The sequence below is a fragment of the Frankia sp. CeCAU1 genome (assembly GCF_977971845.1).
The window spans coordinates 1-20,995 of sequence record NZ_CDWWXA010000087.1; the positions used below are offsets into that span (position 1 = coordinate 1).

The window sequence follows — 20,995 nt, forward strand, 5'->3', positions numbered from 1 at the left end:
CAGGGGGCGTGGTCGCAGGGGGCGTGGTCGCAGGGGGCGTGGTCGCAGGGGGCGTCGTCGTGGCTCTCGTGGTTACGGAAGGCACGGTCGCGGGGGGCGCCGTGCGGCCGGCTGAGCCGCCGGCGGCGTCACGAGCGGAAACCGTCATCGCGGGCGACTCCCTTTCGCGCAGGCTGATTGAGGGAAGCCTAACTTAAGCCAGTCGCACCATGGTTGCTCCGCGCAAGGTTATGGTGGTGCCAAGCAGACGTGGTGGTCTCTTCATAGTCCGTCCGGGGGGAGTCGGGTTGCGGCAGAAACATCGGCCTCAGGCTGTGGTGTTTGCGGCATGTCCACTACACGCCCGTTGATCCGAATCAGACAACCGGTTATGGCGGTGACGAACGTCCCGCGACCGTCCGGCGGCACGGAAGCCGGATGCGGTCCGTGTGATGTATCAGGCACCGTTTGCGGATCCGATCCGTGTTTCGTCGCCCCACCATCGGGCTAACCGACAGCGTCGGGTCCAGGTGGAGACCACCCATCCGAGACCACTGTCTGGACCACCCGTCTGGACCACCCGTCTGGACCATGCGTCCGCACTCGGCAGCCCGCGGCACACGCCATCGCTCCTGTGCGCCTGGCGGCTGTGCGCCTGGCGGCTGTGCGCCTGGCGGCTGTGCGCCTGGCGGCTGTGCGCCAGGCGGCAGAGTGGGTTGTCCTGTCCCTGGCGAGGGACGCGGCTGAACTCGGACAACTGATGGAGTCTCGGACGACTGATGGAGCGACGACTGATTGGAGTGAGGAGTCGATCTGGTGGACCTGCCGCCCTCGGCCGCGCCGCTGCGCGCCCTGCCCGCCGAAAGCCTCCCCCGCCTGGTGTTGACCGCGGTGCGTGCCTGGCCGGCCGGCGCCGGAGAGGTCAGCGCCTACTTTTACGACCCGGCGGCGGCCGCGCGGAACGCCGCGGCGCTGCGGGCCTGCCTGCCCATGTGGGCGGAGGTCTGCTACGCGGTCAAGGCCAACAGCTTTCCGCCGATACTCGACGCCCTGTTGCGTGGGACCGGTCCGGACATCCCTCGGTCGGGGCGGGAACGGAGTGACTTCAGCCCGGGCTCCACCCCGACCGGGGCCAGGACCGGCGCGGGCGGTCGGGGCATCGACGGTTTCGAGGTCTCCTCCGCGCACGAGGTGTGCCTGGCGCAGGCAGCGTACGGCCGGGTCGACCCTGCCCGACGTCCCCACCTGGTCGCCTCCGGACCGGGAAAGTCGATGACCCTGCTTACCGCGCTGGTCTCGGCCGACGTCGACGTCGTCAACGTCGAGAGCTTCGGTGAACTGCGCCGCCTGGACGCCGTCGCGGCCCGGCTCGGCCGTCGGGTGCGGGCGGCGGTGCGCGTCAACCCGGCCCAGGTGGGCCTGGCAGGCTCCCTCCAAATGGGCGGTCGGCCGAGTGCGTTTGGCATCCCCGAAACGGAGGTCCCCGCCGCGCTCGAACTCGCGGCGGATCTGGCCCATATCGACATCGTCGGATTCCATGTCCACGCAGTGTCCGGCAATCTCGATGCCGCCGCCCATCTGGGCTACGTCCGGTGGTGTCTCGATTTCGCCGTCCGGACGGCTGCCGTGGCCGGGATCGAGCTGCGGATGGTCGACGTGGGCGGTGGATTCGGGGTTCCGTTCGAACCGGACCGGCGCGGTGACCGGCCCTTTGACCTAATCCGATTTGGTGAGGGACTGAGTTCGCTGCCGGTGCCGGACGGAACTCGGGTAATCTTCGAGCCGGGGCGGATGCTGGTGGCCGACTCCGGCTGGTACGCCGCCGAGGTGATCGACGTCAAACATTCCTACGGGACGGAATTCGTGATTCTGCGTGGCGGAATTCATCATTTCGCGCTGCCGACATCGTGGGAGATTGTCCATAACTTCGCCGTCGTGGAGAGATCGGGCCGGAACGGTGGGCCGGAGCCGGAGCACACGCGGGAGGCGGTGGTCGAAGGTCGTCCGGTGACGGTGGTCGGGGAGCTGTGCACGCCGGAGGACACCCTCGCCCGTGACATCACGGTCGATCGGGTGCGGCCGGGGGACGTCGTCGTCTTCCCCATGGCGGGTGCGTACGGATACGAGTTCGCACTGCCGGATTTCCTCGGCCACCCCCGGGCCCGGCGCGTCGAGCTTCGGGGAACGCGGCATGCTCCGTTCCCCACCGATCGGTCGAGCTGATCGGATACCCGGGAGAGGAATGTTCCTTCAGTACCAGGTAGCACCAGGTTCAAGCTCATCGCTCCAGCCGCCATGGCAGTTATTTCTGACATTCTAGAAAATATTAATCCAAGTCGCATTTTTCGGGTTATTGACAATCTGTTGATGGGGCGATACGCAGCGTTCATCGGCTTGGCGCCCAAACGGGACATTACGGACGGCGGGGCCGATGTGTCGTGGTTCTGGCCCATTCGGCTGGTCAAAAGTAGGACTTCTGTCACAATGAATAGATAACTAGCAATCTATAGTGGCATTTCTATCAGATCAGCCGTGACTGCCGATCGGGAGTCACATCAGGACACGGCCGGGAGTATCGATCGGGGAGAAGACCCATGTTTTCGTACCTACATCGTCTCAGGACCATCAGCGTGCTCGGCGCGGCGACCCTTGTCGGCGGGCTGCTCGGCGGCGGTGGCTACGCCTACGCGCAGAGCGGTTTCACCGGCAACCCCTGGGTGTTCCGGGCGACCAACCAGAGCGCCGAGGGGCTTCGTATCCAGTCGACGGGCGGGCCCAACGGCCAGCTGTTCATCGTCTACGACCATCTGAACCAACCCATTTTCGCCGTCAACAAGGCCGGCGGCGCCGGCGTGTTCGGGGACAACTTCAACGTCCACCAGGGCAACGACATCCTGCATCCCTGGGTGCGGATCAGCGTCACCGATCCGCAGCCCGCCGACTGCGTGACCACGGGCCAGCTCGTCATCGGGGGCTCGACCGGTTCGGGTGGCCGCATCTGGCGGTGCGTCGTCGGGCAGGGATGGACGTCCGTCGTCTGACGGGACGTGGCCCGCGGCGGGGCGAGGCCCGCTTGGACGATCGCGACGTCACGCGGCGTCACGATCTGGTGCCGCATTGCTTTTCAAGTAGCGCACGCCCTTTTGTCACCGGCGTCACAGACCCTCTGCGCTGAGCCGCTGAGCCAATGAGCCAATGATCGGGTGATTCGCCAACCATGCCGGGCCCATCCGCTGGGGGGGAGGGAGAGGGCCGGGCGGGGAATGACGTGACGGCGTCAGGGGCCTTTGGTGATGATCGTGACGGCCGCCTTGGCGTTGTTTGGCCGGGCCGCCTCTCAACCCGCGCGTGCCGCTCCGGTGCGGCCTGATCCGGCACGGTCCGATCCCGACCGCCTCGACAGGACCGGGAAGGGGGACATCCCGAAGGCGGACGACAGCAGGGCCGATGCGGAGGCGGCCGGGGGACGTGGCGCGGGACGGATCGGTGGGGAGTACCGGGCAGCCGGGGCGGAGCGGGTCACAGCGGTGGGTTCGGTGGGTGACGACCCGTCGGCGGACGACGGCCCCTCGGGCAGCGAGGAGCTCCCGGCGCCCGGGGAGGCCGCGCCGTCGGCTTCGGGGACGGAGGCGGACCGCCGACCCACCACCGGCGCCGGCGGAACCGGCACGGGCAGATCGAACCACAGGTACTTCCCTGACTCGACCGCCACCGTCCCCCAGCTGCCCGCCAACGTGTCGAGAACCAGCAGGCCGCGACCGCCCTCGGCGTCCGGCGCGGCCTCACGCCGCTGTGGCAGAACCGTCGAGGTGTCCGACACGGACGCGTGGATCAGACCGGGCCGTATCTCGATAAGCAGCCACAGCGGCGGCTGCCCGTATTTGACCGCGTTCGTCACGAGCTCGCTGACGAGCAGCTCGGCGGTGCCGCGCAGGTCCTCGGGAAGGTCCGCCAGCCGGATGCCCTCGCGGAGCACCCTGCGGGCCTGCGGGACGGCGGAGGGCAGATAGGGGAGCTCGGCGAGTATGTGGGTTGCGGGTGGGCAACTGGACGTTGCCTGCCGTACCACATCCATCGGGACCGAAGACGCGCTCATCGACCACCAAGCCTGTGCGAGGATATCGAGGTGGCTCTACCCACTGGGTGGGGATTGAAGCCTCTGTTTCCGGATCGCACCTCTTGAGGCTATGCCGATCTGGCATCCGGCGCGGCGCCGGTGGCGCCTCCTTTCCGTGGGCCTTCGTGCCCGCAGGGCCCGGGGCCTTCGTGCCCGCGGGGTCCGCAGGACGCCCGCAGGCGTAGCGGAGGTACCTCGAAGGTACCCCGAAGCGTCCGTCATGCCGGTCAGCCGGGCACGCGCGCCACGAGGATCGCGACATCGTCGCGCAGGTTGCCGCCGGCAAACCGCTCGGCGGCGGCCAGGACGCGATCCGCGATCCCCTGCGCTGACAGGCCTGCGCATCCCCCGATCGCGTCGAGGAGCCGGTCCTCGCCGAGCAGCTTCCCGCCATTGCGGGCCTCGATGACCCCGTCGGTGTAGAAGACCAGTGACTCGCCCGGGCGCAGGACGATCTCGAACCCCGGAAACGAGACCTCGTCGTCGTCGAGGACGCCGAGCAGGGTTCCCGGGCGACCGACGAGCGAGGCGCGCCCGTCGGCGTGCAGCACCACCGGCTGGGGATGGCCGGCGAGGAACAGCCGCAGTCGGATCCTGGTGCTGGTGCTGGTGCTGGTGCTGGTGCTGGTGCTGGTGCTGGTGCTGGTGCTGGTGCTGGTGCTGGTGCTGGTGCCGGTGCCGGTGCCGGTGTCGGTGTCGGTTTCGGTGGGCTCGCCCTCCGCGGGTCCGCCGGCCGGCGCCATGATCGTGGCGGCGGCCAGGGTGCAGAACCGACTCTGCCCGTTCGGATGAGACGACGCGGCGTCGCGCAGGGTCCGGTTCAACTCGAGCAGCACCTCGCCGAGCTCCGTACCCCGGCCCGTCAGCAGCCGCAGGACGGCGCGGGCCACCCCGGTCACGGTGGCGGCCTCTGCACCCTTGCCACAGACGTCGCCGATGGCGATCGTCCAGCCGAGCGGACCCCACAGCAGGTCGAAGAAGTCGCCGCCGACGTCGAGACCCGCCGACTGCGCGGCGCCGTAGGCGGAACCGAGATCCAGTCCCTCGATCATCGGCAGCTCCGGTGGGCGCAGACCCGCCTGGAGCGTGCCGGCCAGTTCCACCTGCCGGCTGTAGAGCCGGGCGTTGTCGACCGCGAAGGCGGCCCGGCGCGCGAGGTCGGCGAGCAGATCGATCTCGTCCGCGGCGAAGGCGTTGCCCTCGGGGCGGCCGAGCGCGAGCACCCCGAGTACCCGCCGCCGGGCCCGCAGCACCATCACGAGCGCCGGTCCGCCGAGCGCGGTCAGTGAACGCACTCGGTCTCCGCTCGCGGAGCGCACCGCCGCCATCAACGGGCCGTCCGGGTCGACCGCGGCAGCGGTGAGGGCGCCCGCCGCGTTCTCCTCCGCGTGTGCCGCCGCCCACAGGGCGGGATCGGCGTTCTCCCGGTGCAGGTACACCGCGCACCACTGGGCCAGCCGCGGGACCGGCAACCGCGCGAGCAGCGCCAGCGAGCGGCTCAGGTCCAGGCTGCCCGCCAGCAGATCGGACGCCTCGGCGAGGAAGGACAGCATCCCGATGCGGCGCTCCTCGGCGCGTCGCATGTCGCCGCCGCCGAGGGCCAGGGCCATCCATCGGGTCGTCAGGCGGATGCGTTCCAGGTCCAGCCCGGCCGCCGCGGCGGCATCCAACCGGCGGACGTCACCGGGGACACCCGCTCCGCCCGAATCGCTGCTGCCGCCCGAATCGCTGCTGCCGCCCGAATCGCCGGTGCCGCCCGAACCACTCGGGCGGCCGCCGGCCGCCGGCCAGAGCAGCAGTTCGCCGAGGCTCTCCTGCGTCGGATCCAGCGGGAACAAGAGCGCCTCGGTGACCGGGCCGACGGCCCCGAGCGTGGCCACGGTCTCCGACCGGCCGCCGTCGCGCCCGGGACGCCGCACCAGCCCGGCGGTTACCGCGAGCGCGTCCACCAGCTGCGCGAGCAGCTCACTGACCTCGCCCTCGGCGGTGAGGGCACGGGCGGTGTCCCGGGCTATCAGCCGGACCGGACGCGGCGCCGGTACCACGGGGGCCGGTACCGGGCGGGGCGTGGGACAGGTCACAGCCACAGCGGGACTGGTCACAGCCGCGGTGGGCGAGCCGTCGCCGGCGGTTTCCAGGCGGAACCAGACGGTCTTGCCACCGCGGCCGTGCTCGGTCCCCCAGCTCGTCGCGAGCGCGTCGACGAGGGCGAGGCCGCGGCCGTCCTCGCGCAGCCCGTCGATGCCGAAGTCGGCGTCCTCGACCTTCTTTACCCGGGCCATGCCGATGCGGACCGGATGCCGGTCGGTGACCCCGACCCGCACGCCGTCACCGTCCGCGCGCACCTCCACGGTGGCCGAGGTGCCCGCGTGCACGACGACATTGGTGACCAGCTCGGTGACGAGCAGAAGCGCGGAGTCCAGCAGGTCGTCGTCCAGCTGCCCGTGCAACGCCTCGAGCAGGAAGCGCCGGGCGGCCCGGGGGGAGTCGGGCGTCGGCGGCAACGCGATGGCGCGCGCAGGCATCGTCCCACCCCCTGCTGCGCCATACATGTACTCAGTCTCTCCTGCGTTGTCCATCGTGAGGCGGATACTGGCGGCTGGTGTCACCTGTCCACCGACGCCGCCCCACGCCGGTGCCCGTGGGAGACCGCCCTTGTCCCGGGCCCTCCGCCCGGCCCGGGACCCGAGACGCTCGTGTCGACTGAGCTCAGGTAGGAGACCAATGAGCCCCGCATACGACCCGCAACCCTCGGCTCGTCATGATCTGGATGCACCAGGCGGTGACGCTACCGCGACCATCGTGCCCCATGCATCCCTTCCCGTGGACGACGCTCGGGCGTCGCGGGCCGCCGACGAGCTGATCGCGGATCTCCTGCACGGGCTGACCCGCCTGTGCGAGGGCGACTTCTCGACCCGCCTCGCGGCGCGGGACGGCTACGCCGGCGACGTGGTGCGCAAGTTCGACGAGCTGGCCGCCATCCAGGAGCGCCACGCGCGTGAGCTGGCCCGGGTCAGTAAGGTGATCCGCCGTGACGGCCGTCTCACCCTGCGGATGGAGGACCTGGGCAACCCCGGCGGCTGGTCCGACATGACGCAGGCGGTGAACTCCCTCATCGACGACCTGGCCCGGCCGACCCACGAGGTGGCGCGGGTCATAGCGGCGGTGGCCGAGGGGGACCTGTCCCAGCACATGGCGTTGGAGATCGCCGGCCAGCCGGTGCGCGGGGAGTTCCTGCGGATCGGCACCACGGTGAACACGATGGTGGACCAGTTGTCGTCGTTTGCGGACGAGGTGACCCGGGTCGCCCGTGAGGTGGGCACCGAGGGCAACCTGGGCGGGCAGGCCAAGGTCAAGGGCGTCTCGGGGGTGTGGCGGGACCTCACCGAGTCGGTGAACTCGATGGCGGGCAACCTGACCAGCCAGGTCCGTAACATCGCTCAGGTCACCACCGCGGTTGCGCAGGGTGATCTGAGCCAGAAGATCACGGTGGACGCCCGCGGTGAGATCCACGAACTGAAGTCGACCGTCAACACGATGGTCGACCAGCTCTCCGCGTTCGCCGACGAGGTCACCCGGATGGCCAAGGAGGTCGGTACCGAGGGCAAGCTAGGCGGCCAGGCGCAGGTCAAGGGCGTTTCCGGGGTCTGGCGCGACCTGACCGACTCGGTCAACGTCATGGCCGGCAACCTCACCACCCAGGTTCGCAGCATCGCCGAGGTCGCGGCGGCCGTGGCCCGCGGCGACCTCACCCGGCAGATCACCGTCGACGCCCGGGGCGAGGTTGCGGGCCTCGCGCACACCCTGAACACGATGGTGGACCAGTTGTCGTCGTTTGCGGACGAGGTGACCCGGGTCGCCTGGGAGGTGGGCACGGAGGGCAACCTGGGCGGGCAGGCGCACGTGCGGGCCGTGTCGGGGGTGTGGCGGGATCTGACGGAGTCGGTGAACTCGATGGCGGGCAACCTGACCAGCCAGGTCCGCAACATCGCGCTCGTCGCCACCGCCGTCGCCCGCGGCGACCTGTCGCAGAAGATCACCGTGGCGGCCCAGGGTGAGATCCTGGAGCTCAAGGACACCCTGAACACGATGGTGGACCAGTTGTCGTCGTTTGCGGACGAGGTGACCCGGGTCGCCCGCGAGGTGGGCACCGAGGGCAACCTGGGCGGGCAGGCGCATGTGCGCGGGGTGTCGGGGGTGTGGCGGGATCTGACGGAGTCGGTGAACTCGATGGCGGGCAACCTGACCAGTCAGGTCCGCAACATCGCGCTGGTGACCACGGCGGTGGCCCGCGGCGACCTGAGCCAGAAGATTACCGTGACCGCGCAGGGTGAGATTGCCGAGCTGAAGGACACCGTCAACACGATGGTCGACCAGCTCTCCTCGTTCGCCGCGGAGATCACCCGGGTGGGCCGGGAGGTTGGCGTCGAGGGCAAGCTCGGTGGTCAGGCCACCGTAGCCGGAGTCGCCGGAACGTGGAAGGACCTCACCGACAACGTCAACCAGCTGGCGTCCACGCTGACCATCCAGCTGCGGGCGATCGGCGACGTCTCCACCGCGGTGACCCGCGGTGACCTGACCCGGTCCATCTCGGTGGAGGCCGAGGGCGAGGTCGCCGAGCTCAAGGACAACATCAACCAGATGATCGCGCGACTGCGCGAGACCACCGAGGTCAACGCCCAGCAGGACTGGCTGAAGTCCAACCTGGCCCGGATCGGCAGCAAGATGCAGGGCCAGCGCGATCTCTACGCGGTCTGCCAGATGATCATCAGTGAGATGACACCCGCGGTCAACGCCCAGCAGGGCACGGTCTACCTGCTCGACTTCATCGAGGGTGACAAGCTGCGCTACGTCGCCGGCTACGGCTCGGTGCCCCGGCGCCGCTCGGACGGCACCTTCCTGTTCGGCGAGGGACTCATCGGGCAGGCGGCCCTGGAACGCGACCGTATCCGAGTCGAGCACGTACCAGCCGGCTACCTCAACATCCGCAGCGGACTCGGTGAGGCGCCGCCGTGCGACCTGGTCGTCGTGCCGGTCGTGTTCGAGAACCAGGTGCTGGGCGTCATCGAGCTGGCCTCGTTCTCGCCGTTCTCCGAGCTGCACCTCACCCTGGTCGACCAGCTCGTCGACACCATCGGGGTGGTGCTGAACACGATCATGGCGAACGCGCGGACGGAGGAGCTGCTGGCCCAGTCCCAGCGGCTCACCCAGGAGCTGCGTTCGCAGTCGGTCGAGCTGCAGCGGACGAATAACGAGCTGGAGGAGAAGGCGGCGCTGCTCGAGGAGAAGAACCACGAGATCGAGCTGGCCCGCATCGGGTTGGAGGAGAAGGCCGAGCAGCTGGCGCTGTCGTCGCAGTACAAGTCGGAGTTCCTGGCGAACATGAGCCACGAGCTGCGCACGCCGCTCAACAGTCTGCTCATCCTCGCCAAGCTGCTGGCCGACAACCCGGACCGTAACCTCTCCCGCAAGCAGATCGACTTCGCCGAGACGATCCACTCCGCCGGTTCCGAGCTGCTCGAATTGATCAACGACATCCTGGACCTGTCGAAGGTCGAGGCCGGCAAGATGAACGTCGATGCGACCACCGTGCGCACGGCGGCGCTCTGCGACGCGGTCGCCGGGGTCTTCGGCCCCGTGGCGGAGGAGAAGGGCCTGTCATTCCAGGTCAACCTTGCTCCCGATGTGCCGGCCGAGTTCGTCACCGACGAGCAGCGCCTCCAGCAGGTGCTGAAGAACCTCCTGTCGAACGCGGTGAAATTCACCGACACCGGCACCGTCCGGCTGGACGTCACCGTCGCCCGGCCGGATCTGCCCTTCCTCTCGCCGAGCCTGTGTTCCGCGGGCACGGTGTTGTCGTTCGCGGTCACCGACACCGGAATCGGGGTCGCCGTCGAGAAGCTTCGGATGATCTTCGAGGCGTTCCAGCAGGCGGACGGCACGACGTCGCGTCGCTACGGCGGCACCGGGCTCGGCCTGTCGATCAGCAAGGAGATCGCCCGCCTGCTGGGCGGGGCCATCGCGGTCTCCAGCGTGGTCGGCCGTGGGAGCACCTTCACCCTCTACCTGCCGTCGGCCCCGCCGGCGCAGACGCCGCCCTTTGGGGTCACGCCGGGCGAGCCAGACAACGTTCTCATGATCGTCGATCCGTCGGGTCAGTACCTCGGGCGGCGGTCGGGTGAGGGAGTGGACGCGGGACCGGGTGGCGGACCCGCACCGTCCGCCGGCCGCGATGCCGGGCCCGCGAACGGATGGCAGAGCCCCGACGCCGACCGGTTCGGCACGGCGGCACTCGCGTCCCCGTCCTCGTCCTCGTCCTCGTCCTCGTCCTCGTCTTCGTCTTCGTCCCGTTCCGGGCCCGGCGCGGGGGGAACCGCCGGGCACGGGGACGCGGGTGGGATCGGCGGCGCCCACTGGTCCGCCGCGGCCAGAGGACCGGCGGAGGGCTCGGCGGCCTTCACGTCGGGCTGGCGGCCGAGCGAGCCCGTCACGGTGGGGACTCCGTTCCTCACCGAGTCCACCGAGTCCACCGAGTCCGCCAGCCGCCCGCTGACTGAGGGATCGGAAGGATCCGATCCCCTGGTCGGCACCACGGTGCTGGTCGTCGACGACGACGTCCGCAACGTCTTCGCGCTCACCAGCGCGCTGGAGATGTACGGAATGCGGGTCCTCTACGCCGACAACGGTCATGATGCGATCCGTATGCTGCAGCAGGACACCCCGCCCGTGCACCTCGTGCTGATGGATGTGATGTTGCCGGGCATGGACGGCAACGAAACGACTTCGATGATCCGTGACATGCCGGCGTTCGCGGATCTGCCGATCCTGGTGCTGACCGCCAAGGCCATGCCGGGAGATCGGGAGAAGAGCATCACCGCCGGAGCCACCGACTACATCACCAAGCCCGTGGATCTGGAGCACCTCCTCGGGGTGATGCGGTCGTATCTGTATTGATCAGATCGCGTATGGTGCGCATTCGGGTGGCTATCGGTGGGGCGGTGAGATGCCGCCGGGAGCAATCAGTGATCGTGTAGGGGTGGCGACGCCCACCACGGGTCGGCAGGGCGATCGCGAAGGAGGAGGCAGGCGGGTGACCGAGCGGACCGGCGGTTCCGTCGACGGCGAAGGTGGGCCGAGCACGGAACGGCCCCGCAGCAAGATCCTGCTGGTCGACGATCGAGCGGACAATCTGATGGCCCTGGAGGCGATTCTCGCCTCGCTGGATCAGGATCTCGTCACGGCGTCGTCGGGTGAGGAAGCTCTCAAGCGTCTTCTGGTGGACGACTTCGCGGTGATCCTGCTGGACGTCCAGATGCCGGGGATGGACGGTTTCGAGACAGCGCACCGGATCAAGCAGCGGGGGCGTACCCGAGACACTCCGATCATCTTTCTGACGGCGATCGACCGCGAGCCGCATCACGCGTTCCGCGGCTACGCTGTCGGCGCGGTCGACTACATCGCGAAGCCTTTCGACCCCTGGTTGCTCCGGGCCAAGGTCAGCGTCTTCGTCGAGCTGTTCGAGAAGAACGAGCGGCTGGCCGAACTGGTCCACCAGCGTGTTCGCGACTTTGATCTGATGACGGAGATCGCGGAGCGGCTGATCGCGTTGGACGTCCTGCTGGAGGGCAGCAGCCGCAGCTCCGCCGAGGAGACCCTGGCGGCGGCCGGGGCCGAGGTCCGCGGACTCGTCACCCGGTTGCAGCCCTTCGCTCGGCCGACGAACGCCTGATCGTCCACGGCGCCGGCCGGCACGCCCGTCGGCGGGCATCCGGCCTCCCGCCAACATTAGGCGGGATGGCGCGGGTGTGGGTGCTCGACCACCACAAGGGGGCGCCCGGCCCATGGCTCGCGCCGATAACATGAATTTGTCGACCAGATCCGCCGCCGTGCCGGCACGGCCGGTTTGTGCAGTCGTAGGAGGTTTCGTCGTATGGCGATATCCCGGCGCAACCTTCCTGGGCTCACCGGGGCTGATCTCCAGACTATCGGTCCGTATACAGTTGAACGGAAGCTGGTCGACGCCAGGACAGGACCAGTGTTTCTTGCACGTAACGGCGAGGCGCGTCCGGTCCTCGTCAAGACGATTACTGCGCCCTTCGGGCGGGACGCAGAGTTCCGTCGGCGCCTGCGCGTCGACCTCGACAACATCCGCCGGTTGGCGCCGTCCTGCCTCGCCGCCATCCTCGACCTCGACACGGGCGCTCGCCCCCCATACGTCGTCGCGGAGTTCATCGACGCTCCGACTCTCGCCGCAACCGTCGCCGGCGGCGCAGCGTTGTCCGGACCAGACACCTACCGGCTCGCCGTCGGGCTGGCGACGGCTCTGGCCGCACTGCACGAATTGGAAATTTTCCTCGGCGACCTGAAGCCTATCAATGTGGTTCTTGCCGGGCAGGGAGTGCGGCTGGTTGACTTCGGGCTCTTCCGAGCGATGAATGCGGTAAGCATCAGTAATCCGGGCGGACCGCCGTCCGGTATCGGAACACTTGCGTTCATAACGCCCGAACAGGCTCTCGGGCAGACCGCCACCGTCGCATCGGATGTCTTTACCTGGGGCGGCATGCTTTTGTTCGCCGCGACCGGCCGGCCGCCATTCGGTGCCGGAACGCCCCGGGTCCTGCTGCAGCGGGCCGTCTACGCGGAACCCGACCTGTCCGTGTTCTGCCCGGAGCTGCGAGAGCTGGTCGCGGCGGCGATGCGCAAGGACCCGAAGCGCCGGCCGGCCGCGGCCGAACTGCTCGAACAGCTGATCGCCTATCCGACACGAAGCGAGGCGGAGCCTGCGGTCGAACCCACCCGGCGTCTCGCCCTGCCGGCGGGTGTCATCGAGACGCTGGTCCCGGTGCAGACGAGGCGGACGGTCGAGTCCGAGACGAAACCGGAGGTCGTAGGCACGAGCGACCTCGCCGCTCCTGCCATCGGTGCCATTCACTGCCTCGAGATCGTGCTCGAAACCGTGACCGTGCTCGAAACCGTGACCCTGCTCGGGACCGGGCCGGCCGTGGAGATCACGGCCGTCCCGCCGGCCGCCGCGGTCGCCCTCAGCGCCGTCCGCACCGGAGCAGAACCGCGGATGCGTCCGTTGTCTCCCGGTCCGTTGTCTCCCGGTCCGTCGTCTCCCGGTCCGTCGGCCGTTCTGGCCGGTGTGTCCGCCCCACTGCCCACCGCGGCCGCGAGAGCGCGCGCAAGCTACGTCCAGGAGGGAACCGGGAACGTCTCCGCCTTGTCGTCACCATCGTCACCGCGGGATCACCTGGACCGCGGGTGGCTTCGACGCGTGCTCTCGATCGGCGTGGCGGTCTCGGTGCTCGTCCTCTCGACCGTTGTGATCGTCGATACGCTGCGGGAGCGCAGCGCGGCGGCCACGTCGCGTGAGGCGGCCCGTGGCGCGATGCGCCTTCTCGACCGGGAACCGGATCTCGCCGGCCAACTCGCCGTCTCGGCCTACCGCATGGCTCCGACCTCGGCTGCGGCGGAGGCGCTGGTCAATGCGAGCATCCGGCAGATCGGGCCGGCGACGGGAGCGATCCGCGATCTGCTGATCACCCCGGATGGTCGATATCTGATCATCGTCGGTGACTTCGGCGGGTCGGTGTGGAACATCATCGGTCCTGGACGGGTGCGCTACATCACCGACCTGCCCGCGGTGGCCGCGGCCATGGGGGACCGCAGCCCCCTCGCGGCCGGGGTCGCCTCGGCGGCCGCGGTGAAGGGCCTGCTCGCCGTCGCGCTGATACCCGCATCCGGTCCGGCCACGGGTGTGCGGGCGTCCACGATCATGGTGACGGCGGGGACGGACAGGGTGATCCGGTTATGGCGGCTGGCCCAGCCCGGGTCCACGGACGACGGTGACCTCCAGTCGGCGATCAATACCGGTCAACGGGTGAGTCTGCTCGCCGAGTTGCGGGGACACACGGGTGCGGTGGCGAGCGTTGCGGTGAGCGGGGATGGTCGGATCCTGGCCTCGGCGGGCGCCGATCGCGTCGTCCGTCTCTGGGACATCGGCCATCCGCAGAATCCTCGCGCCCTCGCCGAGCTGCCCCAGCCGGCGGAGGTCACCAGCCTCGCCTTCACCCCCGACGGCGACTCGCTCGCGGTCGGGGGGGTAGGCCATCTCTCCGTCTGGGATGTGACCGCTGCCGGGCAACCGCGCCGCCGGGCCCAGCTGACCGCCCCCGCCACTGTCCGCAAGCTCCTCGTCAGCCCGGACGGCCGGTGGCTCGCCGTGGCGAGTACCTCCGACGGCGGCTCGCTGACGGAGATCTATGGGCTGGACAGCCCCCGGGGACTGCACCGCCTCACCGCCATCGCGAGCCGACCAGGCCAGGCCGGTTCGATCGCGCTCTCCGCCGACGGGCGGGTCCTCGCTGTCAGTACCCCGGCCGGTCAGGTAACACTCTGGGACATGCGCTCACCATCCCGGCCGGTGCAGCGGGCCACCCTGCCGGTCGGCACCGCGCCGACGGCGACGGTCTTCGGACCTCCGGGACATGAGGGCGTCCTCGCAGTCGTGGCCGGTGACGCCGTCCGTCTCTGGCAGCTCGACCTGCTCGCAGCCGAGGACGAGATCTGTGCCAGGGCCGAGGGCCGCATCAATCGGGAGCAGTGGCGGACCTACCTCGGTCACCGGCACTACGACCCGCCCTGTGACTGACCCGCCCTGTGACTGACCCGCCCGGTGACCGGCCGGGTTGGTCGCGTTCCTCGTGATGTCCGGCCTGCTGCTGGTGGTGCCGCGGGTGAGGGCGGGTGAGGATGCCTCGGGGAGCCGGCAGACGGCGGCTATCGCGAGAAGTGGCGCGCGGCGCCGTAACCGGGGCCCTGTTCCGGGCGGCCGGTCCGGGACGTCCATCGCCACTGGACCGAGATGCGTCCGGCGACGTGCTCCGGGACCCTGGGCACCGCGTGCAGCCAGTCGGCTTGGGCCCGACCTCCCAGCACGATCAGATCACCGCCGGCCGGGGAGAGGTCGCGAGCGCCGGATGCCTCCGGGTCGTTGAGGATCCGTCGGCCGGGTGGCAGGTGGCGAGACTTGATCAGGAACGGTCGCCGGGCACCGAGGGTGAGGATGGCGATCACCGTGTCGTCGAGCCAGCGCATCTCGCGGTCCCGGTGGAAGGCGACGCCGTCGGCTCCGTCCCGGTACAGCGACAGGCCGAAGCCGTCGAACTCCACGCCGTAGGTCCGCCGCAGGGTCCGGTAGGCGTCGAGCAGGGCGGGAAAGGCGACCGGCCGACCCCGCGGGATCCAGGCGCTCATCCGTGGTTCGGTGACGTGGCGTTCGTAACGCCACATGGTTCCCTGTCGCCAGGGGATCTCGGCATGCAGGGTCTCATACAGCTGGTCGGCCTCGCGTAGCCATCCGCGCGTGACGTCGACCCAGGACCGGTCGTCCAGCCAGATCCGTTGCACCGACGCGGTGCGGTCGACCGCACCGTTGGCGGGCACCGCGGTGCCGTCGGTCTCGCTCGTCACCCGGCCGACGCTACCCGGACGGCTCCGGTCCGGGGCCGTCCGGCGTAACCTGCGAGATCCAGGAGGCATATTCCGTGAAGGTGAACAGGCGAGGATGACCTGCGCAGCAGAGGATGACCTGCGCAGCACCCGACCCGGGGACCTCGACGAACCTCGAAAGCGATGTCCGTCGTCTCACCGCAACCGCCTTCACCGCAACCGCCTTCACCGCAACCGCCTTCACCGCAACCGCCTTCACCGCAACAGCCGTGGTCAGGACCGAACGAGCCGCGCGATCGCGGCCGACGCCTCCCGGATCTTCTCGTCGGCCACCGGACCGCCTTCGGCGGCGGCGTGCGTCACGCAGTGCGTCAGATGGTCCTCGAGGAGCCCGAGGGCGACCGACTGTAACGCCCGGGTCGTCGCCGAGACCTGGGTGAGGATGTCGATGCAGTACTTGTCCTCGGCAATCATGCGCTGTAGCCCCCGGACCTGGCCTTCGATGCGGCGAAGCCGAGCGGTGTAATCGTCCTTGGTGTTGGTGTAGCCGTGCATCCATCGCGCCTTCCCGTCCAGGTACCCCCCTACGGTACCTGGGCCGGAGCCGGTCGTCGGATTGGGATTCGGTGAGATACCGGCGCCAACCGCCGACTGGAATTCGAACCGAGGCTCCTCCCGGCGGTGACGTGTCCCACAATTATCACTGTGAGTGAGAATTCACCGCCCGTGCGGTATCAGCGGCGCGGGTCCTCCAGGACAGGCTCGGGTTGCCCGTTCACGTCCTGCCTAACTGCGCGGACGCCGCCCCGCTGGCTGGGTACCCGGCCCGGATCGTTCCTGGCAAACCGCACCCGGCGCCCCATAATTGCGCCCGGAAAGTGCCGAGTGGTGCACTTTCTCGCCCTGCTGACGGGGGGTGGTGGTGACGAGTGGGTTCGCCGCCGGATCAGCGGTCGACGTGGTGCGGTGGAAGATCGGCGAGGAGTCGTTCGATGTCCGGGTCCTCTTCCTCGGACAATGACTCGTCACCCCAACCGATCTCGCGTTCGTCGTCGAACAGTTCGTCGTCGCGCGGCTCTGTGGCCCCCATGATCTTCCCCTCGTGTGGCGCAGGTTGTTCGCAACCGAGGTCCCGGCGCGGGATACGGCCTGGTGCCGCGGTCTGGTGTCGCGATCCCGACAGTGCTTCGGGTGAATCGTTTGCAGGATTGGATGCGGGATTGGACTCCGGCCGGGTACGGGTTAGGACCTGCCGTTGTTCGGTGGGCTGCCCGGAGTGTGCTTGTTACTCCCGATGGCCGCCGGCATGCTACCGAGCGGGCGGCCACCCGGCCGCCTGGCCGCCCGCTCGCCGCCGGTCAATCTACGCCGCCGCTGCCGTCTCCGGTGGGTGCCGCCGCCAAAGCGTGCCCGATTATCTCGACGACCAGGCGCAGGGTCGCCCGGCTTCCGGCCAGGAAGGCATCCGTCTCCCGCTGGGACCAGGCAGAAGCGAGTATCCCGGGCTCCGGTACCCGGGCGGCCAGGACCGCCCGTATCGACGCCCGGTAGCGGCTCACCGTGATCGGCGGATCGCCGACCGGATCTTCGTCGTAGTCCTCGTCCCGGTCTAACAGTGCCCGGACCTCATCCAGGCGGCGCGGGGTGGGGGGCATGGTTTCCTCCTCCATCTATTTGCTACTCAGCAAATTAGACCCTAGCGAGGTTCTTGAGGAAGAGCAAAGTGGTTACGATGTTCCGCGTGGACGACGGTGAGCAGTTGGTCGGCATCGGGGACATCGCGTTCCAACTCAAGATCACTCGCCAGGCGGTGGACTACTGGACACGCAAGGACTCCCGGTTTCCGGCGCCCTTGCAGGTCATCAACGCGCCGATGGGTAGCGGTGCCAAAGGCACCCGGGTTTGGCGCAAGCGAGAGGTAGACGCCTGGATCGTGGAGCACTATCGGCGGCGCAAACAGTAGGCGTCCCGGCCATCGGCCGAGGCCACCGCATCAGGTCAGATCTGTCGGCACCAGCGGCTCCGGGCCACCCCGGTGGCGCGGCCGGTTCAGGGTGGCCGAAAAACGCCGCCAGTGGGGCGGAAGGGCTTCCGTTAGATGAGTAAGTCCGAACTCCGGGCTGGCCGTAGCCGAGCCTGAAGAGATGGCTTCCAAGGTCATGGTGTGACGCAAGATCTGGAAACCCTCGTCGGCATCTCCCGATTACCGCATCCGGGGGCCGGTGGGTGAGCCGAGACGGGGAGGAGCTGGGTGCTCGGTGTCCGGGCATGCCAAAGGCGTCCAGGCCGAGATGCCCGGACGCCTTGGGCGGATCCAGCGGCTAGTCAGGCCGCCGCGGTGCTGGAGGCCGGAGTCGACGTCGTCGAGGAGGCCGTGGCGGTGCCGCCCGACGAGGTCGAGGACGACGAGTCCGAGCTGGCGGAGCTGTTGGTGCTCCCCCCGGATGTCGCCTCGCTGCTGCTACCCGTGGCCGTGGCGTCGCCGACGTCCTTGGGGCGGTGCTGCGTGGACCCGCCGGAGGAGTTGGACCGGCTGTCGTTCTTGTAGAAGCCGCTGCCCTTGAACACCACGCCCACCGAACCGAACACTTTACGAAGTCGTCCGGCGCAGGCCGGGCACTCCGTCAGTGATACGTCGCTGAAGCTCTGTACGGCCTCAAGGTCACGCCCGCAGTCGGTGCAGCGGTACTGGTAGGTAGGCACGTGCTCCTCCCGGAGTTGGCACTCTGACGTGGAGACTGCCAACTTTAGCTTGTAGAGGGCCCGAGATGTTCCCCGGTGCCATGGGTTGGTTCGCACCGTAGCGTACGGCTCGGCGTGATGATGATCTTCACGTTATGATCATGGGGCTCCATGGGGATCTCATCCAGAACCTCTTGGTCGTGCAGGACGGCGATCACCGGAACGTCGGCGCCCACCCGGGCCAGCACCCGGTCATAGGAGCCCCCACCGCGCCCCAGACGCCGGCCCGTCCGGTCGACCGCGAGTGCCGGGATGATCACCACGTCGGCTTCGGCGAGAACCCCACGGGGTGCCGCCGCCGGTGGTTCGCGGGTACCCAGCGCGCCGGGCACCAGCGTTCCGACGTGCTCCCGGAAGTCCAGATCGAGATCGGCGCGTAGGGCGGGCAACAGCACCCGCACCCCGCGAGCCAGCAGTCGATCGAGCAGTTCGGCGGTGTCCGGCTCGCCGGGCAGCCCCACATACGCCGCCACGCACCGCGCGGCCTCCACCTCGGGCAGCCGTTGGATGCGGTTGGCCAGTCGGGACGCATCCGACCTGGACAGCGAGCCCCGACGCAGGGCCACGGATGCGCGGCGCTGTACCAGTAGCCGGGCCCGCAGGCGAGCCTTGGCCTCGCCTACCTCGTTTGTCTCGCCTGCCTCGCTCGTCTCGCCTGCCTCGTTTGTCTCGCCTGCCTCGCCTGCCTCGCCTGCCTCGTTTGTCTCGCCTGCCTCGCTCGTCTCGCCTGCCTCGCTCGCCACACCGGCGGGGACGGTCCCTCCCGCCGGGGCTGTCCCGCCCGCGTCTGTCCTGACGGCCTGGATGGCCGTACTCGTCTCACCCAGCGCCGACGCGCCGCCGACCAGGGCGGGTGCGATCCGCCCAAAGCCGCCGCCGGCCTCGGAGCCGGTGCCGGGGGTTCGGTCGATACCGTCGTGACGGGGGCGGGCACGCCCGGGGTCCGCTGGCCGACTCCCGCGTCCGGACACCGGTCCGGAATGCGGACGGATCGTCAGCTCGACGGTGAGCTCTTCGTCGAGATCACCCGGAGGCCGGTCATTCCACTGCACACTGACAGCCTCCCGCAGGTTGGCCGCCAGCGGGGGGTTGCCGCGGCATACGGCACGCGAACGTGGGCGTGATGTCGGGCGGAGGGGGTCCAGGTTGCCAATTGTGGCATATATAGTTACTGATGGTGATTTTATCGGTTGTTGGTGGAGGTGTTGTCAGTCACCGGTAGGGGTGCTGTCGGTGGTGGACCGGGTGGCACGGGGTGCCGCGGGCTCGTTCTCGGACCCGCGGCGCATGTCCGGGCGGGCGGCGGGCGGCGGGCGGGACCGGCGGCCACCGTGAGCTGTGCATTGCCTGTGCCGGGGCCATGGGCGGTGCCCGTGTCCACGGACCCGACTAAGGTTTCGGCTATGCCAGTAACGAAGGCGGTCATTCCAGCCGCGGGTCTGGGGACCCGCTTCCTGCCGGCGACGAAGGCCGTCCCCAAGGAGATGCTGCCGGTCGTCGACAGACCGGCTATCGAATACGTCGTCGAGGAGGCGTCCCGCGCCGGCCTGCGCGATGTCCTGCTTGTCACAAGCCGCACGAAAAAGGCGATCGAGGATCATTTCGATCGTGAGGCGGACATCGAGGCGGCCCTCGAACGGAAGGGTGACGATCTTCGTCTCCGTCGGGTCCGGGCGTCGGCGGAACTGGCCGAGGTCCACTCGGTCCGCCAGCAGTCGCCGCGTGGGCTCGGTCATGCCGTGCTCTGCGCGGCGGCGCACGTGGGAAACGAGCCGTTCGCCGTCCTCCTCGGTGACGATCTCATCGACGAGCGGGACCTGCTGCTCGAGGAGATGCTTGCCGTGCAGCGCCGCTTCGGGGGCAGCGTCATCGCCCTGATGGAGGTGCCCGAGGACCAGGTCTCCCTCTACGGCGTCGCCACGGTGGAGTCCGTCGGCACCAGTGCCGACACCGGCGGTGCCGACGACCGGTACGGGATCGTGCGGATCCGTGACCTGGTCGAGAAGCCACCGGTCGCGCAGGCCCCGAGCAATCTGGCGATCATCGGGCGGTACATCCTCTCGCCGACGATCTTCGACGTCCTGCGGCGGACCGAGCCGGGACGGGGCGGGGAGATCCAGCTCACCGACGCCCTGCGGATCCTGGCGCTACGGGCGGTCGAACCGGCCGGTGCCGCGGGGGACGCCGACACCGACACTGCCGCCGAGCCCGTCCACGGGGTGATCTTCACGGGTCGGCGGTACGACACCGGTGACCGGGTGGACTACCTGAAGGCCGTCATCCGGCTCGCATGCGAGCGCGCCGACCTTGGCCCCGAGCTGTACCCGTGGATCGAGGAGTATGTCGCGTCAGGTGGCCCGAAGGCAGCATTGTCCTAATTTATCCACATTGCTTAAATTTAATCCTCTTCATCGCCTGAGGGTGTCGGGATGTCCCGGCTTCTCTTCGGGTAGGCCTTGACGGCTCCAGTGACGACTCCGGCAAGGACCGGAACGCTCCCGGAACCGGCCAGCGCCCGGCGGTCGCGGCATGCCGTTCGGACTGGGAGACCCGGACCGGGAGGCCCGGAGCGGACGCGCCCCGCCCCGACCGCTGGAGCTACCTGAAGGTAACTGCGGGTAAGAGGGATCCGGGCTTCGACGGCCGTAGCCTGGGTGATGCCGGACCCGGCGTGCGACGAGTGGTGCATCGAAGGGCAGAGAA

The 20,995-nt window shown here is 69.1% G+C and carries 15 protein-coding genes and 1 pseudogene; 8 read left to right on the top strand and 8 right to left on the bottom strand.

The genetic code is table 11. From position 1 onward, the window contains the following. The first annotated feature begins 795 nt into the window (after positions 1–795). Together AC08OO_RS15390 and AC08OO_RS15395 are read left to right on the top strand one after the other, a co-directional pair. Positions 796–2,202, top strand: a complete 1,407-nt coding sequence (locus tag AC08OO_RS15390) for a type III PLP-dependent enzyme domain-containing protein (protein WP_476610565.1) — start codon at positions 796–798, stop codon at positions 2,200–2,202. Between the two features lie 371 nt (positions 2,203–2,573). Continuing rightward, on the top strand, positions 2,574–3,020 hold the full coding sequence (locus tag AC08OO_RS15395; RefSeq protein ID WP_011438422.1) for a hypothetical protein: 447 nt from the start codon (positions 2,574–2,576) through the stop codon (positions 3,018–3,020). Positions 3,021–3,316: 296 nt separating this feature from the next. Here the strand turns inward: AC08OO_RS15395 and AC08OO_RS15400 are convergent, their stop codons facing one another. Both AC08OO_RS15400 and AC08OO_RS15405 read right to left on the bottom strand, forming a co-directional pair. After that, positions 3,317–4,075 (bottom strand): ATP-binding protein, encoded by a 759-nt coding sequence (locus AC08OO_RS15400; RefSeq protein WP_476610564.1) that lies wholly within the window; start codon positions 4,073–4,075, stop codon positions 3,317–3,319. 248 nt (positions 4,076–4,323) lie between these two features. Further along, positions 4,324–6,648, bottom strand: a complete 2,325-nt coding sequence (locus AC08OO_RS15405) for a SpoIIE family protein phosphatase (RefSeq protein WP_476618685.1) — start codon at positions 6,646–6,648, stop codon at positions 4,324–4,326. Positions 6,649–6,820: 172 nt separating this feature from the next. Between AC08OO_RS15405 and AC08OO_RS15410 the strand changes: the two genes are divergently transcribed. From AC08OO_RS15410 to AC08OO_RS15420, 3 genes are all read left to right on the top strand, one after another. Next, positions 6,821–11,050 (top strand): hybrid sensor histidine kinase/response regulator, encoded by a 4,230-nt coding sequence (locus AC08OO_RS15410; protein ID WP_476610562.1) that lies wholly within the window; start codon positions 6,821–6,823, stop codon positions 11,048–11,050. A 136-nt stretch (positions 11,051–11,186) separates the two neighbouring features. Next, complete coding sequence (locus AC08OO_RS15415; protein WP_023840991.1) at positions 11,187–11,825, top strand: response regulator; 639 nt, start codon at positions 11,187–11,189, stop codon at positions 11,823–11,825. A 201-nt stretch (positions 11,826–12,026) separates the two neighbouring features. Continuing rightward, positions 12,027–14,750, top strand: a complete 2,724-nt coding sequence (locus AC08OO_RS15420) for a protein kinase domain-containing protein (RefSeq protein ID WP_476610561.1) — start codon at positions 12,027–12,029, stop codon at positions 14,748–14,750. A 128-nt stretch (positions 14,751–14,878) separates the two neighbouring features. Here the strand turns inward: AC08OO_RS15420 and AC08OO_RS15425 are convergent, their stop codons facing one another. From AC08OO_RS15425 to AC08OO_RS15440, 4 genes are all read right to left on the bottom strand, one after another. Continuing rightward, positions 14,879–15,571, bottom strand: a complete 693-nt coding sequence (locus AC08OO_RS15425) for an alpha-ketoglutarate-dependent dioxygenase AlkB (RefSeq protein ID WP_011438416.1) — start codon at positions 15,569–15,571, stop codon at positions 14,879–14,881. Positions 15,572–15,823: 252 nt separating this feature from the next. Further along, positions 15,824–16,105, bottom strand: coding sequence for a metal-sensitive transcriptional regulator (locus AC08OO_RS15430; protein WP_011438415.1), 282 nt, complete (start codon positions 16,103–16,105; stop codon positions 15,824–15,826). 391 nt (positions 16,106–16,496) lie between these two features. Continuing rightward, positions 16,497–16,640: a hypothetical protein gene (locus AC08OO_RS15435; protein WP_476608347.1), complete on the bottom strand. Its 144-nt coding sequence runs from the start codon at positions 16,638–16,640 to the stop codon at positions 16,497–16,499. A 268-nt stretch (positions 16,641–16,908) separates the two neighbouring features. Continuing rightward, positions 16,909–17,205, bottom strand: a complete 297-nt coding sequence (locus tag AC08OO_RS15440; protein ID WP_043591359.1) for a hypothetical protein — start codon at positions 17,203–17,205, stop codon at positions 16,909–16,911. A 77-nt stretch (positions 17,206–17,282) separates the two neighbouring features. Here AC08OO_RS15440 and AC08OO_RS15445 point away from each other — a divergent pair, with 77 nt between their 5' ends. Together AC08OO_RS15445 and AC08OO_RS15450 are read left to right on the top strand one after the other, a co-directional pair. Then, entirely contained in the window at positions 17,283–17,513 is a 231-nt protein-coding gene (locus AC08OO_RS15445; protein ID WP_173645797.1) for a hypothetical protein, read from the top strand. A gap of 375 nt (positions 17,514–17,888) precedes the next feature. After that, entirely contained in the window at positions 17,889–18,098 is a 210-nt protein-coding gene (locus AC08OO_RS15450; RefSeq protein ID WP_476618686.1) for a hypothetical protein, read from the top strand. Positions 18,099–18,112: 14 nt separating this feature from the next. On the opposite strand, the pseudogene AC08OO_RS15455 reads toward AC08OO_RS15450, so the two are convergent. Continuing rightward, positions 18,113–18,349: pseudogene (locus AC08OO_RS15455) on the bottom strand (FmdB family zinc ribbon protein); the annotation flags it as partial. Continuing rightward, complete coding sequence (locus AC08OO_RS15460) at positions 18,298–19,344, bottom strand: 5-formyltetrahydrofolate cyclo-ligase (protein ID WP_476610559.1); 1,047 nt, start codon at positions 19,342–19,344, stop codon at positions 18,298–18,300. The pseudogene AC08OO_RS15455 and the gene AC08OO_RS15460, both read right to left, overlap by 52 nt. 351 nt (positions 19,345–19,695) lie before the next feature. On the opposite strand from AC08OO_RS15460, the gene AC08OO_RS15465 reads away from it, so the two are divergent. After that, positions 19,696–20,670, top strand: a complete 975-nt coding sequence (locus AC08OO_RS15465) for a UTP--glucose-1-phosphate uridylyltransferase (protein WP_476618687.1) — start codon at positions 19,696–19,698, stop codon at positions 20,668–20,670. Positions 20,671–20,995 lie beyond the last annotated feature (325 nt).